This is a genomic window from Caballeronia udeis, from assembly GCF_044909315.1.
Lineage (GTDB): Bacteria > Pseudomonadota > Gammaproteobacteria > Burkholderiales > Burkholderiaceae > Caballeronia > Caballeronia udeis_A.
The window spans coordinates 169,942-190,380 of record NZ_JBIYEB010000013.1 but is presented as its reverse complement, the minus strand read 5'-3'; the positions used below and the strand labels follow the sequence as shown (position 1 = coordinate 190,380).

The 20,439-nt window shown below is 60.8% G+C and carries 26 protein-coding genes; 11 read left to right on the top strand and 15 right to left on the bottom strand.

Annotated elements, in window-relative coordinates; translation table 11 throughout:
* The first annotated feature begins 77 nt into the window (after nucleotides 1-77).
* Nucleotides 78-659, top strand: coding sequence for a DNA-3-methyladenine glycosylase (locus ABH944_RS21710; RefSeq protein WP_404608531.1), 582 nt, complete (start codon nucleotides 78-80; stop codon nucleotides 657-659).
* Between the two features lie 63 nt (nucleotides 660-722).
* Here ABH944_RS21710 and ABH944_RS21705 read toward each other — a convergent pair whose 3' ends face one another.
* The gene (locus tag ABH944_RS21705; protein WP_404608533.1) at nucleotides 723-1,523 is read right to left on the bottom strand and encodes an alpha/beta hydrolase; all 801 of its coding nucleotides are present in this window, start codon (nucleotides 1,521-1,523) and stop codon (nucleotides 723-725) included.
* Nucleotides 1,524-2,150: 627 nt separating this feature from the next.
* On the opposite strand from ABH944_RS21705, the gene ABH944_RS21700 reads away from it, so the two are divergent.
* The 3 genes from ABH944_RS21700 (at nucleotide 2,151) to ABH944_RS21690 (ending at nucleotide 4,830) form a co-directional block, all read left to right on the top strand.
* On the top strand, nucleotides 2,151-3,509 hold the full coding sequence (locus ABH944_RS21700; RefSeq protein ID WP_404608535.1) for an MFS transporter: 1,359 nt from the start codon (nucleotides 2,151-2,153) through the stop codon (nucleotides 3,507-3,509).
* A 155-nt stretch (nucleotides 3,510-3,664) separates the two neighbouring features.
* Nucleotides 3,665-3,880, top strand: a complete 216-nt coding sequence (locus ABH944_RS21695) for a hypothetical protein (protein WP_404608536.1) — start codon at nucleotides 3,665-3,667, stop codon at nucleotides 3,878-3,880.
* Entirely contained in the window at nucleotides 3,841-4,830 is a 990-nt protein-coding gene (locus ABH944_RS21690; protein WP_404608538.1) for a porin, read from the top strand. The genes ABH944_RS21695 and ABH944_RS21690 overlap by 40 nt, the downstream gene beginning before the upstream one ends.
* 40 nt (nucleotides 4,831-4,870) lie before the next feature.
* Here ABH944_RS21690 and ABH944_RS21685 read toward each other — a convergent pair whose 3' ends face one another.
* Nucleotides 4,871-5,779, bottom strand: coding sequence for a LysR family transcriptional regulator (locus ABH944_RS21685; protein ID WP_404608539.1), 909 nt, complete (start codon nucleotides 5,777-5,779; stop codon nucleotides 4,871-4,873).
* Between the two features lie 173 nt (nucleotides 5,780-5,952).
* Between ABH944_RS21685 and ABH944_RS21680 the strand changes: the two genes are divergently transcribed.
* Nucleotides 5,953-6,717 carry an SDR family oxidoreductase gene (locus ABH944_RS21680; protein ID WP_404608541.1) on the top strand — a complete coding sequence of 255 codons (765 nt, stop codon included), beginning with the start codon at nucleotides 5,953-5,955 and terminating at the stop codon, nucleotides 6,715-6,717.
* A gap of 8 nt (nucleotides 6,718-6,725) precedes the next feature.
* Here ABH944_RS21680 and ABH944_RS21675 read toward each other — a convergent pair whose 3' ends face one another.
* Nucleotides 6,726-7,052, bottom strand: coding sequence for a VOC family protein (locus ABH944_RS21675; protein WP_404608543.1), 327 nt, complete (start codon nucleotides 7,050-7,052; stop codon nucleotides 6,726-6,728).
* 222 nt (nucleotides 7,053-7,274) lie between these two features.
* On the opposite strand from ABH944_RS21675, the gene folE reads away from it, so the two are divergent.
* The gene (folE, locus tag ABH944_RS21670) at nucleotides 7,275-7,922 is read left to right on the top strand and encodes a GTP cyclohydrolase I FolE (protein WP_062082911.1); all 648 of its coding nucleotides are present in this window, start codon (nucleotides 7,275-7,277) and stop codon (nucleotides 7,920-7,922) included.
* 47 nt (nucleotides 7,923-7,969) lie between these two features.
* Here folE and epsC read toward each other — a convergent pair whose 3' ends face one another.
* From epsC to ABH944_RS21655, 3 genes are all read right to left on the bottom strand, one after another.
* A complete protein-coding gene (gene epsC, locus ABH944_RS21665; RefSeq protein WP_404608545.1) occupies nucleotides 7,970-8,929 on the bottom strand; it encodes a serine O-acetyltransferase EpsC in 960 nt (319 codons plus the stop codon).
* Between the two features lie 113 nt (nucleotides 8,930-9,042).
* Complete coding sequence (locus tag ABH944_RS21660) at nucleotides 9,043-9,288, bottom strand: hypothetical protein (protein WP_050382673.1); 246 nt, start codon at nucleotides 9,286-9,288, stop codon at nucleotides 9,043-9,045.
* Nucleotides 9,278-9,538, bottom strand: coding sequence for a La RNA-binding domain-containing protein (locus ABH944_RS21655; protein ID WP_404608547.1), 261 nt, complete (start codon nucleotides 9,536-9,538; stop codon nucleotides 9,278-9,280). The genes ABH944_RS21660 and ABH944_RS21655 overlap by 11 nt, the downstream gene beginning before the upstream one ends.
* A 34-nt stretch (nucleotides 9,539-9,572) precedes the next feature.
* Here ABH944_RS21655 and ABH944_RS21650 point away from each other — a divergent pair, with 34 nt between their 5' ends.
* Nucleotides 9,573-10,202, top strand: coding sequence for a DUF3005 domain-containing protein (locus ABH944_RS21650; protein ID WP_404608549.1), 630 nt, complete (start codon nucleotides 9,573-9,575; stop codon nucleotides 10,200-10,202).
* 110 nt (nucleotides 10,203-10,312) lie between these two features.
* Here the strand turns inward: ABH944_RS21650 and ABH944_RS21645 are convergent, their stop codons facing one another.
* Nucleotides 10,313-10,570, bottom strand: a complete 258-nt coding sequence (locus ABH944_RS21645; RefSeq protein ID WP_404608787.1) for a hypothetical protein — start codon at nucleotides 10,568-10,570, stop codon at nucleotides 10,313-10,315.
* 194 nt (nucleotides 10,571-10,764) lie between these two features.
* On the opposite strand from ABH944_RS21645, the gene ABH944_RS21640 reads away from it, so the two are divergent.
* The 3 genes from ABH944_RS21640 to ABH944_RS21630 all read left to right on the top strand — a co-directional run bounded on the left by ABH944_RS21640 (nucleotide 10,765) and on the right by ABH944_RS21630 (nucleotide 12,330).
* A complete protein-coding gene (locus ABH944_RS21640; RefSeq protein ID WP_404608551.1) occupies nucleotides 10,765-11,190 on the top strand; it encodes a hypothetical protein in 426 nt (141 codons plus the stop codon).
* Nucleotides 11,191-11,298: 108 nt separating this feature from the next.
* Entirely contained in the window at nucleotides 11,299-11,898 is a 600-nt protein-coding gene (locus ABH944_RS21635) for a short chain dehydrogenase (RefSeq protein ID WP_404608552.1), read from the top strand.
* A complete protein-coding gene (locus ABH944_RS21630; protein ID WP_404608553.1) occupies nucleotides 11,899-12,330 on the top strand; it encodes a GNAT family N-acetyltransferase in 432 nt (143 codons plus the stop codon).
* Between the two features lie 28 nt (nucleotides 12,331-12,358).
* Here ABH944_RS21630 and ABH944_RS21625 read toward each other — a convergent pair whose 3' ends face one another.
* The 8 genes from ABH944_RS21625 to ABH944_RS21590 all read right to left on the bottom strand — a co-directional run bounded on the left by ABH944_RS21625 (nucleotide 12,359) and on the right by ABH944_RS21590 (nucleotide 18,611).
* On the bottom strand, nucleotides 12,359-13,288 hold the full coding sequence (locus ABH944_RS21625) for an SMP-30/gluconolactonase/LRE family protein (protein WP_404608555.1): 930 nt from the start codon (nucleotides 13,286-13,288) through the stop codon (nucleotides 12,359-12,361).
* 43 nt (nucleotides 13,289-13,331) lie between these two features.
* Complete coding sequence (locus ABH944_RS21620) at nucleotides 13,332-14,909, bottom strand: aldehyde dehydrogenase (NADP(+)) (protein ID WP_404608557.1); 1,578 nt, start codon at nucleotides 14,907-14,909, stop codon at nucleotides 13,332-13,334.
* 222 nt (nucleotides 14,910-15,131) lie between these two features.
* Nucleotides 15,132-15,332, bottom strand: coding sequence for a hypothetical protein (locus tag ABH944_RS21615; RefSeq protein WP_404608559.1), 201 nt, complete (start codon nucleotides 15,330-15,332; stop codon nucleotides 15,132-15,134).
* A 96-nt stretch (nucleotides 15,333-15,428) separates the two neighbouring features.
* Nucleotides 15,429-15,767 (bottom strand): thioredoxin family protein, encoded by a 339-nt coding sequence (locus ABH944_RS21610; protein ID WP_404608560.1) that lies wholly within the window; start codon nucleotides 15,765-15,767, stop codon nucleotides 15,429-15,431.
* Nucleotides 15,768-15,860: 93 nt separating this feature from the next.
* Complete coding sequence (locus ABH944_RS21605) at nucleotides 15,861-16,391, bottom strand: chromate transporter (RefSeq protein WP_404608562.1); 531 nt, start codon at nucleotides 16,389-16,391, stop codon at nucleotides 15,861-15,863.
* Entirely contained in the window at nucleotides 16,388-16,996 is a 609-nt protein-coding gene (locus ABH944_RS21600; protein ID WP_404608564.1) for a chromate transporter, read from the bottom strand. Before ABH944_RS21600 ends, ABH944_RS21605 begins: the two co-directional genes overlap by 4 nt.
* A 164-nt stretch (nucleotides 16,997-17,160) precedes the next feature.
* Nucleotides 17,161-18,108 (bottom strand): 2-dehydropantoate 2-reductase, encoded by a 948-nt coding sequence (panE, locus tag ABH944_RS21595; protein ID WP_404608565.1) that lies wholly within the window; start codon nucleotides 18,106-18,108, stop codon nucleotides 17,161-17,163.
* Between the two features lie 107 nt (nucleotides 18,109-18,215).
* The gene (locus tag ABH944_RS21590; RefSeq protein WP_404608566.1) at nucleotides 18,216-18,611 is read right to left on the bottom strand and encodes a hypothetical protein; all 396 of its coding nucleotides are present in this window, start codon (nucleotides 18,609-18,611) and stop codon (nucleotides 18,216-18,218) included.
* A 395-nt stretch (nucleotides 18,612-19,006) separates the two neighbouring features.
* Here ABH944_RS21590 and gndA point away from each other — a divergent pair, with 395 nt between their 5' ends.
* Nucleotides 19,007-20,413 carry an NADP-dependent phosphogluconate dehydrogenase gene (gndA, locus tag ABH944_RS21585; protein ID WP_404608567.1) on the top strand — a complete coding sequence of 469 codons (1,407 nt, stop codon included), beginning with the start codon at nucleotides 19,007-19,009 and terminating at the stop codon, nucleotides 20,411-20,413.
* The last annotated feature ends 26 nt before the right edge of the window (nucleotides 20,414-20,439 follow it).

Genomic DNA, 20,439 nt, shown 5'->3' with positions numbered 1-20,439 from the left:
TCCATGGCAAACGAAGAATCCTGGCCGCTGTGGCTGAACCCGGACAGCACACTCCTGTGCGAACGCCTCCTTTAACGATGCCCAAATCATCCCGCACTGCAGCACCTATCGACTTCTACGCCTCGTCCGAACAAGTCGCACGCCGCCTGATCGGGGCGATCCTCACGGTCGACGGCGTCGGCGGCAGGATCGTTGAAACTGAAGCCTATGATCCCGAAGATCCGGCGTCGCACAGCTTTTCCGGTCCCACCCCTCGCAACGCCGTCATGTTCGGCCCGCCCGCGCACGCGTACGTGTACCGCTCGTACGGCATTCACTGGTGCCTCAACTTTGTTTGCCGCGAAGAAGGCCACGGCGCCGGGGTGTTGATCCGCGCAATTGAACCGCTGACCGGTCTCGATGCCATGCGCCAGCGGCGCGGCCTCGAACCAGCGAAGCTGTTGTGCTCGGGACCGGGACGCGTGGCGCAAGCCCTGGGTATAACGCACGGAAACAACGGCATGTCGCTGCTTGACGCGCCGTTTCACATTGAAGCGCCGGAGGAGGATTATCCGCTCGCGATCGGACCGCGCATCGGCCTCACGAAGGCAGTGGATGTACCCTGGCGCTTCGGGCTTGCAGGATCGAAGTTTCTCAGCAAGCCATTCCCGAAGGTTTGATCAAAGTGCAACCCCGTTGCGCGGGTGCATGGCCGGGCATTTGATAAGGGTTGCGCAGTACCGTCAAGCCTGCATCAATTGCGCTAACGCGCTGAGTTGCAAACCATCTGGATCGGCGAGGTCGTAGAGAATGGAGAAATGATCTGCGCCCGGCACCGGCAAGTAAGTCACATGTTCGCCCGCGTCAGCGCAGCCATGCGCATAGTCGTACGAATGGCGGATGAGTTCGGGCAGTTCTGCGTTGCCGACAGTGACGACCATCGGTGCACCGTGAGCGATGTGCCGCATCGGGCTGAAGCGGGTGATTTCCTCTGCCGATAACCCGAGCTTGTCGTTCAGCCCGCCCGCGCTGATGGGCTCGAGATCGAAGAGACCGCTAACCGGCAGCGCGTATTTGACCGCCGGATGATATCGATGCATGGCCGTGAGATGGCCGCCTGCTGAATGGCCGCCGAGTACCAGCGTTGTATGGCCTTGCTCGACAAGGACGTCGAGCAGCCGTCCGATCTCGCTCACAATTTGCGTCATCGAGGCAGTGGGCGCCAGCGTGTATTCCGCCACGACAACGTTCATGCCACGGGCGAGCGGTCCCTCCGCCACGAAGGCGCAGAGGTCCTTGTCGCAACTTTGCCAGTAACCGCCGTGAACGAAAACGAAGGTAGGCGCGCGGGATTGCTTGCCGCCCGATACCGGGAAGAAGTCGAAGCGCTCGCGCGGGGCAGGACCGTACCGGACATCGAGGTCAGCACCGGGGTGTGCTGCGTAGAAAGCTGCACTGCGGGTTTCGAAGTCGGCCGGCGGATCGCCATTGCTGTAGGCCGCGTCGAGGGTTGCGCGGTCCATGGTGCGCCACGAGAGGTTCATGCATTGATCTCCTTGAAAGTTCGAGTTTACACGGTCTATTTTTCAGGGGCAGTGTAAGGAAATTTCAAACGCTCTGCATCGCGAGACGGCCGTAGCATTGATACAGAAGCAAACCGCGGACGGTGCGCGCGACCGTGCGTTATCGGCGAGTGAATGGCGAGTGGCTGGCCGCGCATGCGAGCGTTCTGGCAAATGTCAGTAGCGGACATTCGCGAGTTCGCAGATCAAGCCCGACACACCATTACCCCGCTCCCGGAAACCCTCACCTATCGACTGTCGAGCCGAACTGTCACACGTCGGGAGCGACCATCGCGTTGCGCTCTGGCCTGCACGGGACAAAGCGTGAGTGCGGAGTAATTTCGAGATAACTGGTTTATAAATTAGTAAAACTAATTTAACGTTAAGCTAAAAATACCTTGTATATGGGATGCTCATGAGTAGATTGACGGAGTTCCAGGTCGCCCATAGAGTTAACCGATAGCAACACAGCTTTGTTACTGTTGCGCCGATCCGGAGTTCTTCGCAGGCTTCAGCGGAAGCTGGCCATACCACGCGATCCGCATCAAGCGATCGAAAATATTAACGCGGCGGGAAACACCGTCGTCAAGAAGACCTGAAGGAGACAAAATGCAGGTGCAATCACCGGCCGTCGACGGCGAACGAATCATTAGGCATGCCACGTTAAAACTTATGCCGTTGCTTGGGCTGCTCTATCTGATCGCCTATCTCGACCGGCAAAACATCGGTTTCGCAAAACTGCAGATGGTAGCCGATCTCGGTGTGAGCGAAGCAGCCTATGGGTTGGGTGCCTCACTGTTCTTTATCGGCTACCTGTTGTTCGAGATACCAAGCAACATCATGCTCGACAGACTCGGCGCACGCCGATGGTTCGCGCGGATCATGCTGTCATGGGGTGCGGTTACCGTCGCGCTCGGTTTCACCCACAATACGGCCATGCTTTACATCCTCCGCTTCCTGCTCGGTGCCTGTGAAGCAGGGTTTTATCCTGGCGTGCTGTACTACTTGACGCTCTGGTTTCCCGTGCGCCACCGCGCGAGGCTGATCGGCTATTTCATGATCGGCAGCGCGCTCGCCAATGCCGTGGCCGCACCGATCGGCGGCATCCTGCTGGACTTCGACGGTCTGCTCGGCATGCGCGGCTGGCAATGGGTGTTTATCGTCACGGGCATGGCGGCGGTGCTGACGAGTCCGGTTGTCTGGAAGGTCTTGCCCGAGACGCCGCAAACCGCACGCTTTCTCACCGAGCCCGAGAAGAACTGGCTGCTCAAGACCTTGCGAGACGAGGCCGCGCGCATTGCGCCGACCCGCCACACCAATCCGTTTGCAGTGCTGCTGGACCGGCGGGTGTTGCTGATGTCGTTTTATTTCCTGTTCTTCCCGCTCTCAGCCTATGGCCTGAGCTACTGGCTGCCGACGGTCGTCAAAGGATTCGGCGTCAGTAACACCGTCAACGGTTTGCTGAATGTCATTCCCTGGTTGATGGTGGGGTTTGTACTGTGGTGGGTGCCGCGTCGCTCCGTCGCCAGAAACGAGCAGACGTGGCACATCGTCGTGCCCGCTCTGCTGGGGTCGTTTTTCCTGCTACTGAGCGTCTTCGTTCCCGGCAATACGCTGCAGTTTATTTGCCTGTGCTTCGCAGCGGCCGGCATATTCGCCGGGCAACCGGTGCTGTGGTCGTTGCCTGGCCGCTTCCTGACGGGCGCCAACGCAGCAGCAGGCCTCGCAGCGATCAATTCAATCGGCAACCTGGGCGGATTCATTTCGCAAAACGTCGTGCCGATGATCAAGGATCGTACCGGTAGCGTCATTGCACCTATGCTGTTCCTGTCTGCTTGTCTTGCGTTCGGCGCGCTGATGACTTTTGTAGTGCAGGCGGTCATCCGCAAGTCGGAGCGTTGCATGACAGAGGCCGAAGCCGCGCCTTCAGGTCCGGCAGACCGTTGTGAGTTTGAACGCATCAAATAAGTGAAAGTTTCCTTTGTTCACTAACCGTTGAACGAGACTCACCGAAGCGCGATAACCAAATACCATTAATTAGCATGCCGATGTATTAGTAAGGATCAGTTAATTCAAACCGGTGAAAGTTCGGAAATGACAACGATTTGTTTGAGAATATTCGCATGAAAAGACTTATAACCGCTGGCGTCTGTCTCGCTTCCTATTCCTGTCTTGGCCACGCGCAGAGCGCCGTTTCGCTGTTCGGCATTGTCGATGTCGGATTTGTGTACAACAACAATGCCCGTGGCGCGAAACAATATTCGATGGTCGCCGGCTCACTCAAGGGCAATCGCTGGGGTTGCTCGGCAAAGAGGATCTGGGTGGTGGCTACAAAGTAGTGTTTCTGCTTGAGAGCGGCTTTTCGGCGGCAAACGGCACGCTCGTACCAGGTGGCGCCGAATTTGGCAGGCAGGCTCACGTCGGATTGAGCGGTCCAGCCGGGACGGTCACCCTTGGACGGCAATATGATTCGATCGTCGACTACGTCGGTGTGATGAAAGCGGGCGGCGATACGGCAGACGGTTACGCCGGCCACCCCGGGGATCTGGACAACACGGGAAATAGCTATCGCGTCAACAACGCGATCAAATACACGAGCACCGACTATCGAGGCATTTCGTTCGGCGGCGTATTCAGTCCTGGTGGCATCGCAGGAGATTCTCAGCGGAACCGGATCTACTCATTCGGAGTGGGCTATAAACAGGGGGCGCTCGCGCTTGGCGCAGCTTACCTTGTCGCACGTAATCCGAATTTCTCCTACTACGGCAACAATCCGGTGTCGAGCGTCACGGGCTCGAACATGGCTTCGATCCCGGTCTATTCGGGCTACGCGTCGGCACAGACGCTGCAAACCGCCGGCGCCGCAGCAGCCTACACGTTCGGTAATGCGACTGCGGGGCTCGTCTATACCAACGTTCAATTCAGCAACCTGGGTTCAAATACGGCCCTGAATCCTCGAGGCCTGAGCGGAAAAGCCGTGTTCAATACGCTGGAAGCCAATTTCCGGATTTTGCCGATACCGGCCATGATGGTCGGCACATCGTATGCTTACACGCGTGGTTCGCAGGCGACAAGCGGTGGCGCGGGCGGTGTCACTTACCAGCAGCTCAATGTGGGGACCGAATACTTCCTCTCGAAACGGACGGGCGTGTACGCCGTTGTGTTCGGTCAGCACGCATCCGGACGGGATTCGACCGGCGGCAATGCGGTCGCTGCCGTCTACGGCCTGACTCCGTCGTCGTCGGATACCCAGGTCGCGGCGACGGTTGGCTTGCGCCACAAGTTCTGATTGATGCGACAGTCGACCGGGCTGGTTGCATGCGTGCCATTCATGGTCTGTCCCACGGCGCCACCCCTCCCAAAACCTCAACCAGGTAATCGATCATCACCCTCACGCGCGAACTCAGATGCCGCCGGCTAGGGTACATCGCGAGCACGTCGATATCCGCCATGTGGAATGCCGGCATCAGCGCCACCAGCCGCCCCGCTCGCAAGTCGTTGCCAATGATGAAGGTCGGCTGCCAGATCACGCCCAGCCCGGCCAGCGCGGCCGAACGCGCGGTGTCGCCGTTGTTCGTATGCATGTGGCAATTCACTCGCACCGCGTGAGGCTTTTCATCAGCGCCCAGAAACTGCCACTCGTCCCCGCTCGCGGCATACGTATAGCCAATACAGCGATGCTCACCCAGATCCGAAGGACGCTCCGGCAAGCGCCGCCCCGCCAGATACGCGGGTGCCGCGCACAGCACGTTGCGCGACGCGGCGAGCTTGCGCGCCGCATTGCCCATCGACCCGGCACGCGAAATACGAATCGCGAGGTCATACCCTTCATCAACCATATCCACCACCCGGTCGACCAGCGATACATCCAGCGCCACCTCGGGATACCGCCGCATGAACTCCGGCCATAACGGCGCAAGCTGCAACACGCCAAAGCTCAGCGGCGCGTTGATGCGCAAGCGCCCTCGCGGCTCCGCCGTCGACGACGACACCAACCCCTCGGTCTCGGCCAGGTCATCGAGTATGGCCACGCAGCGCTCGTAAAGCGCCTCGCCGCCCGATGTCAGGGACAACCTTCGCGACGTCCGGTTCAGCAGCCGCGTCCCCAGATGCGCCTCCAGTTCGACGATATAACGCGTCACGTTGGCAGGCGAGGTATCGAGCGCATCGGCGGCGCGCGTGAAGCTGCCGCGCTTGACCACGGCCACGAAGACCTCATAAGCACGCAAGCGGTCCATTGAATGTCTCCGGGTGGGATTGGGCGGAACGCCGATACGCCGGTTCAAGATTCACAAAAGCTGAACGATAAGACCATCTTCCGTGCCTGTTCGCAAGCTTCCGGTGAGCCTACATTGCGTCACATGGACCGGGGCATTGGGCGCCGGACACGCTGAACACACGGAGAAACATCATGAATCGACTGTCAGGAAAAGTTGCTATCGTCACGGGCGCAAGCGCCGGCATCGGCCGCGCCACAGCTAAATTGTTCGCGGCGGAAGGCGCAAAGGTGGTCGTGGCCGCCCGCCGCGCAGCCGAACTGGAAACGCTCGTGGCAGAGATCAAGGCGGCCGGGGGCGAGGCCGTCGCCCTCGCGGGTGACGTGCAATCGGAAGACTATGCAAAGGCGGTCGTGGCGCTCGCCATCGAAAAATTCGGCCGGCTCGACGTCGCTTATAACAACGCCGGCACGCTGGGCGAAATGGGGCCGTCGACGTCCGTCTCGGTGGAAGGGTTCAACAACGCGCTCGCGATCAACCTGACCAGCGCATTCCTTGGCGCGAAACACCAGATCCCGGCCATGCTCGAACACGGCGGCGGGTCGATCATCTTTACATCGACGTTCGTAGGTTATTCGTTTGCCTTCCCCGGCACGGCGTCTTACGCGGCGAGCAAGGCCGGCCTGATCGGCCTTACGCAAGCACTCGCGGCCGAGTATGGCGCACAAGGTATCCGCGTGAACGCCGTGCTGCCCGGCGCCGTCGATACCCCGATGTACCGGGACATGAACGACACCACCGAATCGCAAACCTTCGTCACCAACCTGCACGCGTTAAAGCGGGTTGCAACACCGGAAGAACTCGCACGCTCGGTGCTGTATCTCGCCTCCGATGACTCCTCGTTCGTCACCGGCACCGCATCGCTCGTGGACGGCGGCGCGTCCATCACACGCACGTAAACAGACCTCTATCGATTGCCGGTCTGGCGGATCGCAGTGCCATAGGTTTCTTCGATCCGCCGATCCTGCTCCCCGGGAGAAAACTGCTCCCATTCGATGCCGTTGACGTCCCGTGTCTTGGCAAAACCGGCGGCCGTATCGTCTTCAAAGCCGATATGCCGCAGCAATCCGGCTTGGGCCGGGCTTTCATTGATCGAGAAGTTCAGCAGGTCCGTTCGCCACATGGCGTAGGCGCCGGGCACAACCGCCGTGGGTTCCTGACCGAGACGCTGCGTGTAATCGGCAATCGATTGCTCGAGGCTGGCAACGGCAAGTGCGATGTGGAAACGTTTCATGGTCTGAGCCCTGTGGTTGAGTGCGGGGCCACTCTATATAAGCCCGCGCACGACAACCAGTTGGGCGTTTATCCCGGTATCGCCGATACCCCGTGCATTGGACAGCCATCGCGGATGGAACGACATGCCTGACATACCCGACATAGCACCGGGGTCTTCCAAACCGTAAAACGTGGAACAATGAGGGCTTCATGACTTTGCTACATGCATCTGGAGCCCTCGATGAGCGCCACGCGTAACTCCCCCAACGCATCTTCGGACATCCATGATCAAGCCGATCGTCCGAGCCGCGAAGAAGCTGAAGCCGCCGTTCGCGTTCTGATCCGCTGGGCCGGGGACAACCCCGCGCGCGAGGGACTCATTGACACCCCCTCCCGCGTCATCCGCTCCTACGAAGAATTCTTCGCGGGTTATGCACAGAATCCTCACGACATCCTGGCGCGCACCTTTTCCGAGGTGCAGGGCTACGACGAGATGATCGTGCTCAAGGACATCCGCTTCGAAAGTTACTGCGAACATCACATGGTGCCGATCATCGGCCGCGCACACGTGGCGTATCTGCCGCGCGAGCGCGTGGTGGGCATCTCGAAGCTGGCGCGTCTGGTCGATGCCTTCGCGAAGCGCCTGCAAATCCAGGAGAAGATGACGGCACAGATTGCCGACACGCTGGAAGAAGTCCTGCAACCACTAGGCGTTGGCGTGATCCTGGAAGCCACGCACCAATGCATGTCCACGCGCGGCGTGCATAAAGCCGGTGCGTCGATGGTGACATCGCGGATGCTGGGCACGTTCCGCGACGACCCGTCCACGCGCCGCGAATTTCTCTCCATCGTCGGACATTCGAGCGCGTTCAGTGTGTCGAATAGCTAAAAAGCTTAGCAAGGTTCGCTGAGGCGTACGCGCCGCTCAGGCACCATTCACGCGCCTTGGCTGTCGTCCGGCGCGTCTCCCGCACCGCCTTCGCGGATCTTGCCCTGCGAGACGTTGCTGCCCGGCGGCACGCTATGCGTGAGCCACACGTTGCCCCCAATCACCGAACCGCGCCCAATGGTCACGCGTCCGAGAATGGTCGCGCCGGCGTAGATCACTACATGGTCTTCCACCACCGGGTGCCGCGCGTTGCCCTTCACCAGCACGCCGTCGTTACCCGCCGGAAAACTCTTCGCGCCCAACGTCACGGCCTGGTACACACGCACGTGCTGGCCAATCACCGCCGTCTCGCCGATCACCACGCCCGTCCCGTGATCGATGAAAAAACTCGGCCCGATTGTCGCGCCCGGATGAATGTCGATCCCCGTCGCCGAGTGTGCGATCTCGTTGATGAAGCGCGCGAGCAAGGGTACGCCGAGCTTATGCAAAGCATGCGCCAGACGATGATGCGTCATGGCCCAGATGCCGGGATAGCAAAGCAGGATTTCCGTGATGTGCTGCGCGGCCGGGTCACCCGCGAACGCAGCCTGGATGTCGCTCACCAGCAGCGCGCGGATGGCGGGTAACTGCGCGCCGAATTCACGCGCGAGCCTGAACGCATGCACGCCGAGTTCGGCGTCGTTCAGGTCCTGGTTCTCCGGCAGGAAACGCAAGGCACGCCGGATTTGTTCGGAGAGCAGGCGCAAGGTGCTTTCGAGCGTGTGGCCGACGTAATAGTCCACGCTTTCGGCGGTCAGGTCGGCAGCACCGTAATGGGTGGGAAACAGCGCCGAGCGCAGTCCATTGACGATCTTCACGATCGCTTCACGCGACGGCAGTTCGCGAATTCCGAGCGGATGGCGCGTGCGGTGCAACTGTTCGCGCGACGCCCGCAAGTCGGCCACGATCTTGTCGAGGCCCCATTCGTGGGAGGGTAATTGATCTTCTTCGGAGACAGTCTTGGGCATGTCGGGAGCAAGGGCTAATGACGCCGTGTTGAACGGCACGATCTAACGATGCCCCGAGATTAACCGTTTTTCCGCAAGACCGCCGCCTGGGCGCGAAACACCTTCGCGCGCACTCAGGACTTGGGTTCGACCTTCACGTGGCTGGCGTCGATCCATCGGACCGCCCAGTCGCGAGCGTGAGCAATAGCTTCGTCGGCGTTGCCAAAGCGCAGGTCAGCAGGGAAAAAACGATTGGCCACCAGTTCGCCGTCGCTCGATCGCGAGATGACCACGTAGGGTTGGAAACAGCCGTCGCCCTGACGTGCTGGTGCACAATTGAGTAAATAGCCGCGATGTGAAAATGCCGCGTCATATTGCATGAGTCACCCTGATTTTAAGTGCCTCGCTGGATTCGCGATGGTCGTCTCCCGCTCGCTTGAAACGCGCGAATCCGGCAAGCGGCACGAAGCCGTCCGGTGGCGCACGCAGGCCTGGCGAACAACAAATCATACTCTTGAGAAAACCTTCGTTGGGTTGAAAAAAATCAATTTGGCTTAGAACATTTGCTGCTGTTTTATCCCGCGGTTTATTCCAACGCGGCTTCGTGCGCCGGAATGTTTCTTGCGTCATGTCTTTTGTTAACCTGAACCAGGTGGAGCGAACCATGAACAACGCACAGAACAATGAATCGCAGGAAAAGCAAACGCAACGCGCAGCGGACAGCCCGCTCAAAAAGCCTGAAACGGAAACTGCCAAAGCCGATCCCGGTGATGTAGCGGCGGCCGCGGCGGGACACGAAGCCGGGCTCGTGCAAACGGGCAGTGGTGCGTCTGATTCATCGTTGAAACATGCCGGCCCACCCGGTGAAACCGACGTCACCCAAACCAACGTCACGCGTCGTGCAATCGACGTTCTCAACGACGACACGCTGGACGACACCGTCGATGCCGATGCAAAAAATCGCGACGCCTCGCACGACGAAGCCCTGCTCGAACAGAATCCCAACGCATTTATCGGCGTGGATGCGACGCTGGTGAATTCTCACTTTGAACAGGGCGACGGCCTGGGCGGTTTCGACAGCCGTCCGGCGCGCAGCGGCCTGGCACTGGCGTTGGAGGAAGGCTTCAGTGTCGTGGATAAAGGCATGGTCGCGCCCGATGTGGAGGAGGTCGAGCGGCAGTACGAATTTGTTGAACGCGATCCCCACGGCTATAGCTTGCGAGGACGCAGGCATTTCGCCATCAACCATGTCAGGCCGTCGCGCCTGATCGAAATAAAGCGGCGCGAGAAATAACTCGATCAACACGACCATGCCCCGCTGAAAGAGCGAAAGACGAAAGACGAAAAACGAAAGCCGCCGGTCAATGCGGCTTTCGGTCTTTTCCGTTCTTCACGCTATCCGATTCATTTCTTTTCGGGCTTACCCTTCTTTTTATCTTCATCGGATTCAATCCGTGTCACGCCGCCGGTTGAAGGTGGATCGCTGGCGGGAAAGGTATCTTCCACTGCGCGGTCGACGTCTTCCTCCTCCCGATGCGAATGTGGGCGCTGTTCCTTCGGTTTCGTCGTGGTCATGCCTGGCTCCTGGTCGGTGGACTGTGTAAAGCCTGCCATCGCGTGCAGCGTCGTTGCAATGTCATGGCGTCGCGCGAAGCTTTTCAACGTTGCAGGCTCGACGAACCGCCGCAGGAAAACCAGCGTTTCGTCAGGTAAATCGCTGTCGCATGGGCTTTAACGAACTGAAAGCAAACGATATACCCAGCTTTCACGTGATCTGGCACGACCTATGCATAAGACTCCCGCGAATCAGACGAATGCAGCACGATGCATCGAAAAGACCAGCCCCGGGGGCCAGCATGACCACTACCAACACATACTCGAACCAAACCATCGATCAAGCGCGCCACGCACAAGGTGTGCGTGGCCCGTGGCGCGAGCAAGCGCTCTCCACTGCACTCGTATGCCTCGGCGTGGCATACGCCCTGTCATGGGTCGAAATGGGCCTGGCGCTGATGACCGGTCCCGGCGAACCCGTTGCGGCAATGATCGCGTCGCGTGCGTTGGTTGGCGGCTTGTATGCCTGCGTGGCGTTTCGCCTGCAATGGGCACGCTGGGTCGCCATCGTCCTGGGCTTTGCGTCGGTCGTGCTGGTCGGCCCGATGCTCGGCGCCGAATGGCGTGCTTTCCCTGCCGCCGCACTCGTGACCGGCGCCGTGCTGGTGTTCAAGCTGGCGGCATCGATCCTCCTGCTCTCGCCGGACGCGTCGCACCGGACACGTTGAAGGTGAAGTCGAATTTGAAGTGCGCCTGAGAGAGACGGCGCGGGACGCTTGTTCAAGCGGCCTGTAAAACGCACAATGAGAGTCCATTTCCTCTTCGATGAGCCTCTCATGAAAATTGCCGTCATCGGTGCAACCGGCACAGTCGGCCGCGCTGTCTTCGCCGAATTCCAGCCGCGTCACGAAGTAATCGAAATTGGCGCCACGCGAGGCGCGCACTGCGTCGACCTGACGAAGATCGACAGCATCCATGCGCTGTTCAAATCGATCGGTCAGGTCGATGCCATCGTGGCCACTGCCGGGCACGTTCACTTCGGCGAACTCTCGCAGATGACCCCCGAACAATTCCGAATCGGCCTTGACGACAAGCTCATGGGCCAGGTCAATCTCGTGTTGGTCGCGCAGCAATATCTGAACGACGGCGGCTCGTTCACGCTGACCAGCGGGATCGTGGGCGACGAACCCATCAAATACGGTGCAAGCGCGGCAGCGGTCAACGGCGCCATTGAAGGTTTCGTGCGAGGCGCCGCGATCGAACTGCCACGCGGCCTGCGCATCAACGTCGTGAACGCAACCATGCTGGAAGAGGCGCGTGAAGCGTTCGGGCCGTATTTCCGCGGCTTCGAAGCGGCATCCGGTGCGCGCGTGGCACTCGCGTACAGCCGCAGCGTGGAGGGCCTTGAAACCGGCCGTATCTACAAGGTGCGTTGAATGGTTAGCGAATGGTCGAGAGACGAGTACCGCGTTACCACTGACATCAGTACGTTCGACTTCGACGTTGTGCATCGCTACTTGAGCGAGGAGGCTTACTGGTCACCGGGCATCTCGCGCGAGAAGGTCGAGCGGGCTGCCACGCATTCGCTCGCGTTCGGCCTGTTTCATCGCGGCGCGCAGATTGGTTATGCACGCGCGATCACGGACACCGTGAGCTTCGCGTATCTCGCCGACGTGTTTGTGCTTCCCGGCCGTCAACGCGACGGCCTGGGCACATGGCTGGTGGAATGCGTGCTGGCCCATCCGGATTTGCAGGGCTTGCGCAAGATGATGCTGACGACCACGAGCGCTCACACGCTATACGCTCGTTTCGGTTTTGTGGTGCCTGCCCAGCCGGGCAGGCTGATGGAAAAACGCGCGCCGGAGTGACACGTCGGGGCGATGTCGGGGTGATGCTTCAGCCGCCGATCACGCCCTGCGTGTTGACGTAAAGCGAGTACAGGCCGTGACTCGCCGCCATGAACAAGCGGTTGCGATAACGGCCTCCAAAACACACGTTGGCGCAGCGCTCGGGCAGCGCGATATGTCCGATCGCCTCACCTTGCGGCGTGAAGATCCTGACACCGTCCAGTTCATCGCTGCCCATGCCCCAGCCGCACCACAGGTTGCCGTGCACATCCACGCGAAAACCGTCGGGCGTCCCCTGCCCGGCATCTATCACCTCGCGCTGGTTGGTCAGCTTGAGGCCGTCGCTTGCGATGTCGAAAGCGAGAATCTTGCGCGGCACCGCCCGCGAATCGACGATATAAATCACCGACTCATCCGGTGAAAATGCGAGTCCATTCGGGCCAATGAGCGAGTCGACCATCATCGAGATCTCGCCACTCTTGCCATCTACGCGATACACCGCCGGCTTCAACTCAGAGTCCTTGCGCTCGCCTTCATAAAAGCCGTCAATCCCGAAGGTCGGGTCGCTGAACCAAATGGAGCCATCGGATTTCACGATCACGTCGTTCGGTGAATTGAGCGGCTTACCGTTGTATTGATCGGCAAGCACGGTGATCGAACCGTCGTATTCGGTGCGTGTCACGCGCCGCGTGAGATGCTCGCACGTGACCAGCCGTCCTTCGCGGTCGCGGGTGTTGCCGTTGGCATTATTCGAAGGCTTGCGGAACGGGCGAACCTCGCCGGTTTCTTCGTCCCAACGCAGCATGCGGTTGTTCGGAATGTCGCTCCATACCAGCGTGCGGCTGTCGCCGAACCAGACAGGGCCTTCCGACCAGCGAGCCCCCTGGTACAAACATTCGACCGACGCCATGGCGACACGGAGCGCGTTGAAGCGCGGATCGAGTACGCGGACGGCGGGATCGGGATAACGGCGCTCCATCTGTTTTCATCTCCTCATTGTCTGATTCGTTTGATTCGCGTGTCTAGTTGGGTCCGAGCTCGCCATCGCGCAGGCGCCACAGGCTCAATGGATTGTCGTCCTGAAGCGCAAGCGGCAGCAACGCCGGCGGCAGATCCTGGTAACACACCGGCCGCAGGAATCGTTCGATTGCCATCGCACCCACCGAGGTCGCGCGGCTATCGGAGGTAGCGGGATACGGACCGCCATGCACCATCGCATACGATACTTCAACGCCGGTCGGAAAGCCGTTCGCCAGAATCCGCCCGGCCTTGCGTTCAAGGATGGGCAGGAGGCGGCGCGCGAGCGGCGCGTCGTCGCTTTCCATCTGCAGCGTCGCCGTCAACTGGCCTTCGATACGCCGTGCAAGGTCCAGCATCTCGTCCTCGCTGCGGCAGGTCACGATCAGCGACGCAGGTCCGAATATCTCGTCCTCGAGTTGCGGCGTCGCGAGGAATTTTGCGGCGCTCACGGTGTAAAGCGCGGGCAGCGCCGGGCACGACGCGTCGGATTCCGCACCGGTTGCAACACGCTCCACGCCCGACTGATCGCGTCGCGCGATGCCTTCCTGATACGCGGCCGCAATGCCTGCTGTGAGCATCGTCTGGGCGCCCTTCTTTTCGAATGCGCTCACGGCGTAGTCAATAAACGCCTGCAAATGCGGCCCTTCCAGCGCCAGCACCAGACCCGGGTTCGTACAGAACTGACCGACCCCGAGCGTCACTGAATCGACGAAACCGTTCGCCAGCGCTTCAGCACGCGCCGCCAGCGCACCCGGCAGCACGAAGAACGGATTGATGCTGCTCATTTCGGCGAACACCGGGATCGGCTCGCGCCGCTTGGACGCGATCTCGATCAACGCAAGACCGCCCCGCCGCGAGCCCGTGAACCCGACCGACTTGATGGCCGGATGCGCGACCAGTGCTTCGCCTATGGCGTTGCCCGCACCGACCACCAGCGAGAAGACGCCTTCGGGCAAACCGGAATCCGCCACCGCTTTCTGGATCGCGCGCCCCACCAGTTCCGAGGTGCCCAGATGCGCCTGATGCGACTTCACGACCACGGGGCAACCGGCGGCGAATGCGGCCGCCGTGTCGCCGCCCGCTACCGAAAACGCGAGCGGGAAATTACTGGCGCCAAACACCGCAACCGGGCCAACGGGAATCTTCTGCAAACGCAGGTCGGGCCGCGGCAACGGCTTGCGTTCGGGCTGCGCCGAATCGAGCGTGGCGGCAAGCCAGCGGCCTTCGCGTACAAGCGACGCGAACAGTTTTAACTGCCCGATCGTGCGGGCGCGCTCGCCTTCGAGACGCGCTTTCGGCAACGCGGATTCACCTTGCGCGCGTTCGATCAGCGTATCGCCAAGTTCGGCAATGTTGTCCGCAATCGCTTCCAGGAACTGCGCACGCGTTTCAAGCGGTGCGAGCCGGTAGGGATCGAATGCCAGTTCGGCAAGATCGGCCGCGCGAGCAACTTCCTTCGCTCCGCCGCCACCGAAAGCCGGCTGCAAGTCGACGCCGCGCGCCGGATCGAAGGCATGCAGCGTGGCGTCTTTCCCGCGCACCGCCGTGGCACCGATCAACATTTCTCCGGTGATCTGCATGTGAGTTCTCCTGAAAGGAGCGCCAATCGCGGACCGCGATGAGCGCCGTGGGTAACGAAAAAGACCCGGGCAGGCGAGGCGCCAAGCGACCGCCCTTGTTGCCGTGGACCCTCACGCCGCACGGAAAGTTTCAGCGCCGCACGAGTGATTCCATCGCTTAATCCACCGCAGTCAAAGCAAATCGCCGGCCCGGACATCGCGCATCGGGCCTTTCCGGCACGGTCATGATGCGCGGCCCGCGTGACGCTTCGGCATCAACCAGCCCGGGCCGTTGGAGGTGTCCGCGCGCGGCGGGTATTCGCAGCCGATCCACCCGCCATACCCGACTGAATCGATCAGGTCGAAGAGATACGGGTGGCGGGCACGAATTGCCGAAGCGACGCGCAAGACGGAGTGCGCAACTCCCGCGCCCGGTTCGTTCATGGCCCGTTTATTCGGGCTTGGAAGCGCGCTTCAAACGAGCTTGGAAGCGATGATATTCCCGCCCCACGCGCGTGGAATGCCCGGTAAAAACCCTTGTTACGATGAAACCGGATGGTCGATCAGCGCGAACGCATCGCGGATTTCCGATGTGCTTTTCGGACGCACGACGCGCGCGACCTCACGTCCGTTGTCCAGGAAGATCAGCGTCGGCCAGAGCTTGATCCGGAACGAGCGGCCGAGCGGACGACCGCTACCGTCCTCGATCTTCAAATGCCGGACGCGTGTGTGATCCTGGAAGGCCTCTGCGATCAGCGGCTGGGCGGCACGGCAATAGCCGCACCAGGAGGTGCCGAATTCAATTACCGCCGGCCCGGCAAGCGAGTCGATCTCGGCGCGCGGCGGCGCGGTGCGTGCGAATTCCGTGGTCATCGCCATCAGCTTTTTCTCCTCGAAAAGAAACGCGTGAAAAGCAAACAAGGCCGATGCGCGCAGCGGGTCCGGCCTTTCTCCTTTAACGCCAACGCCGGTCTAGAACTGCCCGAAACCGGTCAATCCGATCAGGCTGCCCGCAGCCAGCAACCACAACGGATGCACCTTTGTCCTGAACGACAGGAACGCGACGGCCGCGGTGATGGCCGTGAGTATCCAGCGGGTGTCCGACGCTTCGGCAATCAACGATGCACTTGCTGCGACCAGGCCGGCTGTCATCGGTACGAAACCGAGTTGAACGTACCGCCGCCACGGATGATCCTTGAAGCGTTCCCAAGCGTGCATCGCGGCGACCGTGACGATTGACGATGGCCCGAACTTGGCGATCGACGTCACCAGAACACCCGGCCAGCCGGCCACGTGCCAGCCGATCAGCGTCACGATCATCATATTCGGTCCGGGCGCCGCCTGCGCAAGCGCGAACAGCGCGGAAAAATCGGCCTTTGACATCCACTGGTGTATGTCCACCACCTGGCGCTGCATCTCGGGCAGGATGGTATTGCCGCCACCGAAGGCGAGCAGTGAAAGCTGGCTGAAAATGGCCGCGAGCGATACGAGATCGTGATTCACCGGTCCTCCTCGTGCTTCGCTTCCGGCTTTACCTCGGGCTTCACATCGCGACTCACTTTCGACGCCACGAAGATCGAGATGGGCGTGAGAACAAGCATGACCGGCAGCAGGGGCAAGCGCAGCAATGCGATCGCGACGAAGGCCAACGCCGCGACTGCCAACATGGAGAGTTTGTGCCGCAGCGGCCACGCTACCTTGATGGCCATCGACACCAGCAAACCCGCGGCTGCCGCGGCGAGTCCCGCGAACAGATGGCGGATATGCAGGTCTTGATGCGTGCGTTGATAAAGCACGCCGAGCCCGATCACGATCAGCGACGGCCCGACAATCAGCCCGAGCAGGCCGGCCAGCGCTCCGGCCACGCCGCGAAATTTCATGCCGAGCGCAACTGAGAGGTTGATCACATTGCCGCCCGGCAAAAACTGGCAAAGACCCAGCAGATCGACGAATTCGTCGGGGGTGAGCCACTTGCGCCTGTCGACTATCTCGCGTCGTGCAAGCGGCAGCGCGCCGCCGAACGCGGTCAGCCCAAGCGTCAGGAAGCCGATAAAGATTTCCGCGACAGTCGGCGGGGCGAGCGGCTCCTGCAAGGCATGATCGTGCATGATTCGGCGAGCGTTGCTTTTAAGAAGGGCAAAGCGTAACGCTTTATGGCCGCTGATTCAAAGTACGAAGTAGCTGTTTAAAGCGCGATGCGGATTTTTCAGGCAGCGAGAGGCGGCACCGGCACAATCGCCCGTGCCGCCCTGCTTTGATCGGTGGAATTGGCTTACGAAATCTTGACGCCGCCATGTTCGCGACGGGACTCGTACGCTTTCAAATGGGTATAGGCCGTTGAGAAAATCGGCGTGCCGAGCACGCCCTGCGCCCCTTTGGCACGAGCGATCAGATCGCCCACTACGTGGTCCGCCTCGATCCGCGCGCCGTTCTCCAGATCGCGCAGCATCGAGGCGGTGATCGTGGAGCCGGCCTCCGTGAACATCGCCTGGGCACGCGCGACGACTGCTTCCCCGGGCGCAAAGCCGTTCGCGGTTGCAATGGCGCGGGCTTCATCGAAGAGATCGAGCAGCAGTTTCTGGCCGCCCGGCGCCGCGATGATGTCGCCGACCGGTGCGCGCATCAGGCATGTGCCGGCCGCGAGTGTCGCGAGGAACACCCACTTTTCCCACATCGACTGAATGATCTCGGGGCTGGCGGCGGCGTCGAACCGGGCGCCAGACAACTGCGCAGAGATTGCCTCGATACGCGCCGACAAACCGCCTGCGTGCTCGCCGAACGCCATCGAATGCAGCTTGTTCAAGTGAACAATAGTGCCGTCGGGATCGAGCGTCACCGCCACAATGCATTGACCGCCGAGCACGCGCTCCGCCCCGAATTGCGCTTCGAGCACATCCAGGTGATGCATGCCGTTGAGCATCGGCAGGATGGCGGTGTCGGGTCCAACCGAGGTTTTTATCGACTCGATGGCGCCGTCGAGATCGTAGGATTTGCAACTGAGCAGGATCAGGTCGAACGGTTCCCGAACGTCTTTCGCGAGCACGACCGGCGGATTGGGTATCGACAGATCGCCGTTCGGGCTGCGCACGTTGAGGCCCGTCCGGGCGAGTTGCGCAGCCCGCCGCTCGCGCACGAGGAACGTCACGTCGCGGCCTGCGTCAAGCAGCCGTCCGCCAAAATAGCCGCCAATCGCGCCCGCTCCCACCACCAGAATCCGCATGTCCTGCTCCTTGCATTTAGTCTGATCAGAACACCGGCCGCGGATGCGACGGCGCCGCCTTTGCCTTGGCTTACGCTTTACCTTGCCTTGCTTACGCCGGCCTTGTTCTACGCCTGCCAGACGCCGTATCCGGCCTCCCGCAAGCCAATTGCCAATTCCACTTCCATCTCCCGCGCGCCTTCGTACGGCATCGGGTTATACAGCTCGTAGAGTTGCGGCAACAATCGCAGCCCGAATTCCCGCGCATACCGGTTCGACTGGATGCCGGCCTTGTGTTTGTCGAAACGAACGTCGGGATCGATGCCCGTCATGCCTACGTAGACAAAGGGCATGCCAAGCACGTAATCCGGATTCGCGCGCCGGAAACGCGCTTCGTTCCAGACGGTATCGGCCAGTTCAATCACGTAGACGTGGTAATGGTGACTCCTTGGGTGCGCCTTTTCCTGAGCCTTTTCCTGAGCCTTTTCCTGAGCCTTTTGCTGAGTCTTTTTTCGAAGCACCATGCGGTTGCCCTGTTTCGCCCGATTCAAGCGAGTCGCGCCGCGCCTTAAACGCGCCGCGGATGCTCATTCTAGACCGGCGCCAAACCTCTTGCCCGGCCGCTCCCGGGCATGCTGACCGGCTGCCGCCCGTCCGTGCGAGCGCGTACGATGTCTGCCAGCGCCGTGTCAAAGTGGTAATCTCGCTCCGTCTGCGCGTTCCGCGCGGCGTTTGCGTGTTTCCGTCGGCCCTGCTCGCGGACATGCGTAGTGTCCGTGCCGCTTTTGCCGCTGTTTCACCGTTTAGTGGCGCGAAAGCCTGTCCGGAACGCCGTCGCGGGCACCGCCCCAATTGACAAATCGCATCCGTCGCGTGTGTCGCCACGAGCCGCCCGCGCTTCGGTCATTCGGAGAGAAACATGAGCAAGCAAGCAATCGGCGTTGTCGGCCTCGCCGTCATGGGACGCAATCTGGCGTTGAACATCGAGAGCCGCGGACACGCGGTGTCCGTGTACAACCGCAGCCGCGAAAAAACTGACGAGCTGATAGCCGAGCATCCCGACAAGAAACTCGTGCCTTCGTACACGCTGGAAGAATTCGTCGAATCGCTCGAAAAACCGCGCCGCATCCTGCTGATGGTCAAGGCCGGCCAGGGCACGGACGCCACCATCGACTCGCTACGCCCCCTGCTCGACAAGGGCGACATCCTGATCGACGGCGGCAACACCCATTTCACCGATACCATCCGCCGCAACACCGACCTCGCCAAGTCGGGCCTGCACTTCATCGGCACGGGTGTGTCCGGCGGTGAGGAAGGCGCGTTGAAAGGCCCTTCGATCATGCCGGGCGGCCAGAAGGAAGCGTATGACCTGGTGGCTCCGATCCTGACCGAGATCGCCGCCAAGGCACCGGACGGCGAACCGTGCGTGGCATACATGGGCCCGGACGGCGCGGGACATTACGTGAAGATGGTGCATAACGGAATCGAATACGGCGACATGCAGTTGATCGCCGAAAGCTACGACGTGCTCAAGCGCGTGGCGGGCTTGTCGAACGAAGAATTGGGTAAGGTGTATGTCGAGTGGAACAAGGGTGAACTGGATAGTTACCTGATCGAGATCACCTCGAAGATCTTTTCGAAGAAGGATGAAGAGACGGGCAAGGATCTGGTCGATGTCATTCTCGACCGTGCCGCGCAAAAGGGCACGGGCAAGTGGACGAGCCAGAATGCGCTCGACCTCGGCGCTCCGCTGCCGCTGATTACCGAAGCCGTGTTTGCGCGCGTGCTGTCTTCGCTGAAGGATCAGCGCGTTGAGGCGAGCAAGCAGCTGACAGGACCCAAGCCCAAGTTCGATGGCGACCGCGATGCGTTCGTGGAAGCCGTGCGGCGCGCGTTGTTCCTGAGCAAGATTGTCTCGTATGCGCAAGGGTTTGCGCAGTTGCGCGCGGCATCGGAAGAGTACAAGTGGGACCTGCAGTATGGTCAGATCGCGAAGATCTTCCGGGCCGGTTGTATCATCCGCGCGGGCTTCCTGCAGAAAATCACGGACGCATACAAGACCAACCCGGACTTGCACAACTTGCTGCTTGATCCGTATTTCAGCGACATCGCGACAAAGTATCAGGGTGCGTTGCGTGATGTGGTCGTGGCAGCCGTCAAGGCGGGCGTGCCGGTGCCGGCGTTCTCATCGGCGGTGGCTTATTACGACAGTTACCGGTCAGAGACGTTGCCGGCGAACCTGGTACAGGCACAACGCGATTTCTTCGGCGCGCATACGTTCGAACGAGTGGACAAGAAGGGCAGCTTCCACGCCGACTGGTCATGAGGCGCTGAGATAGCAGCAGGTAGTTC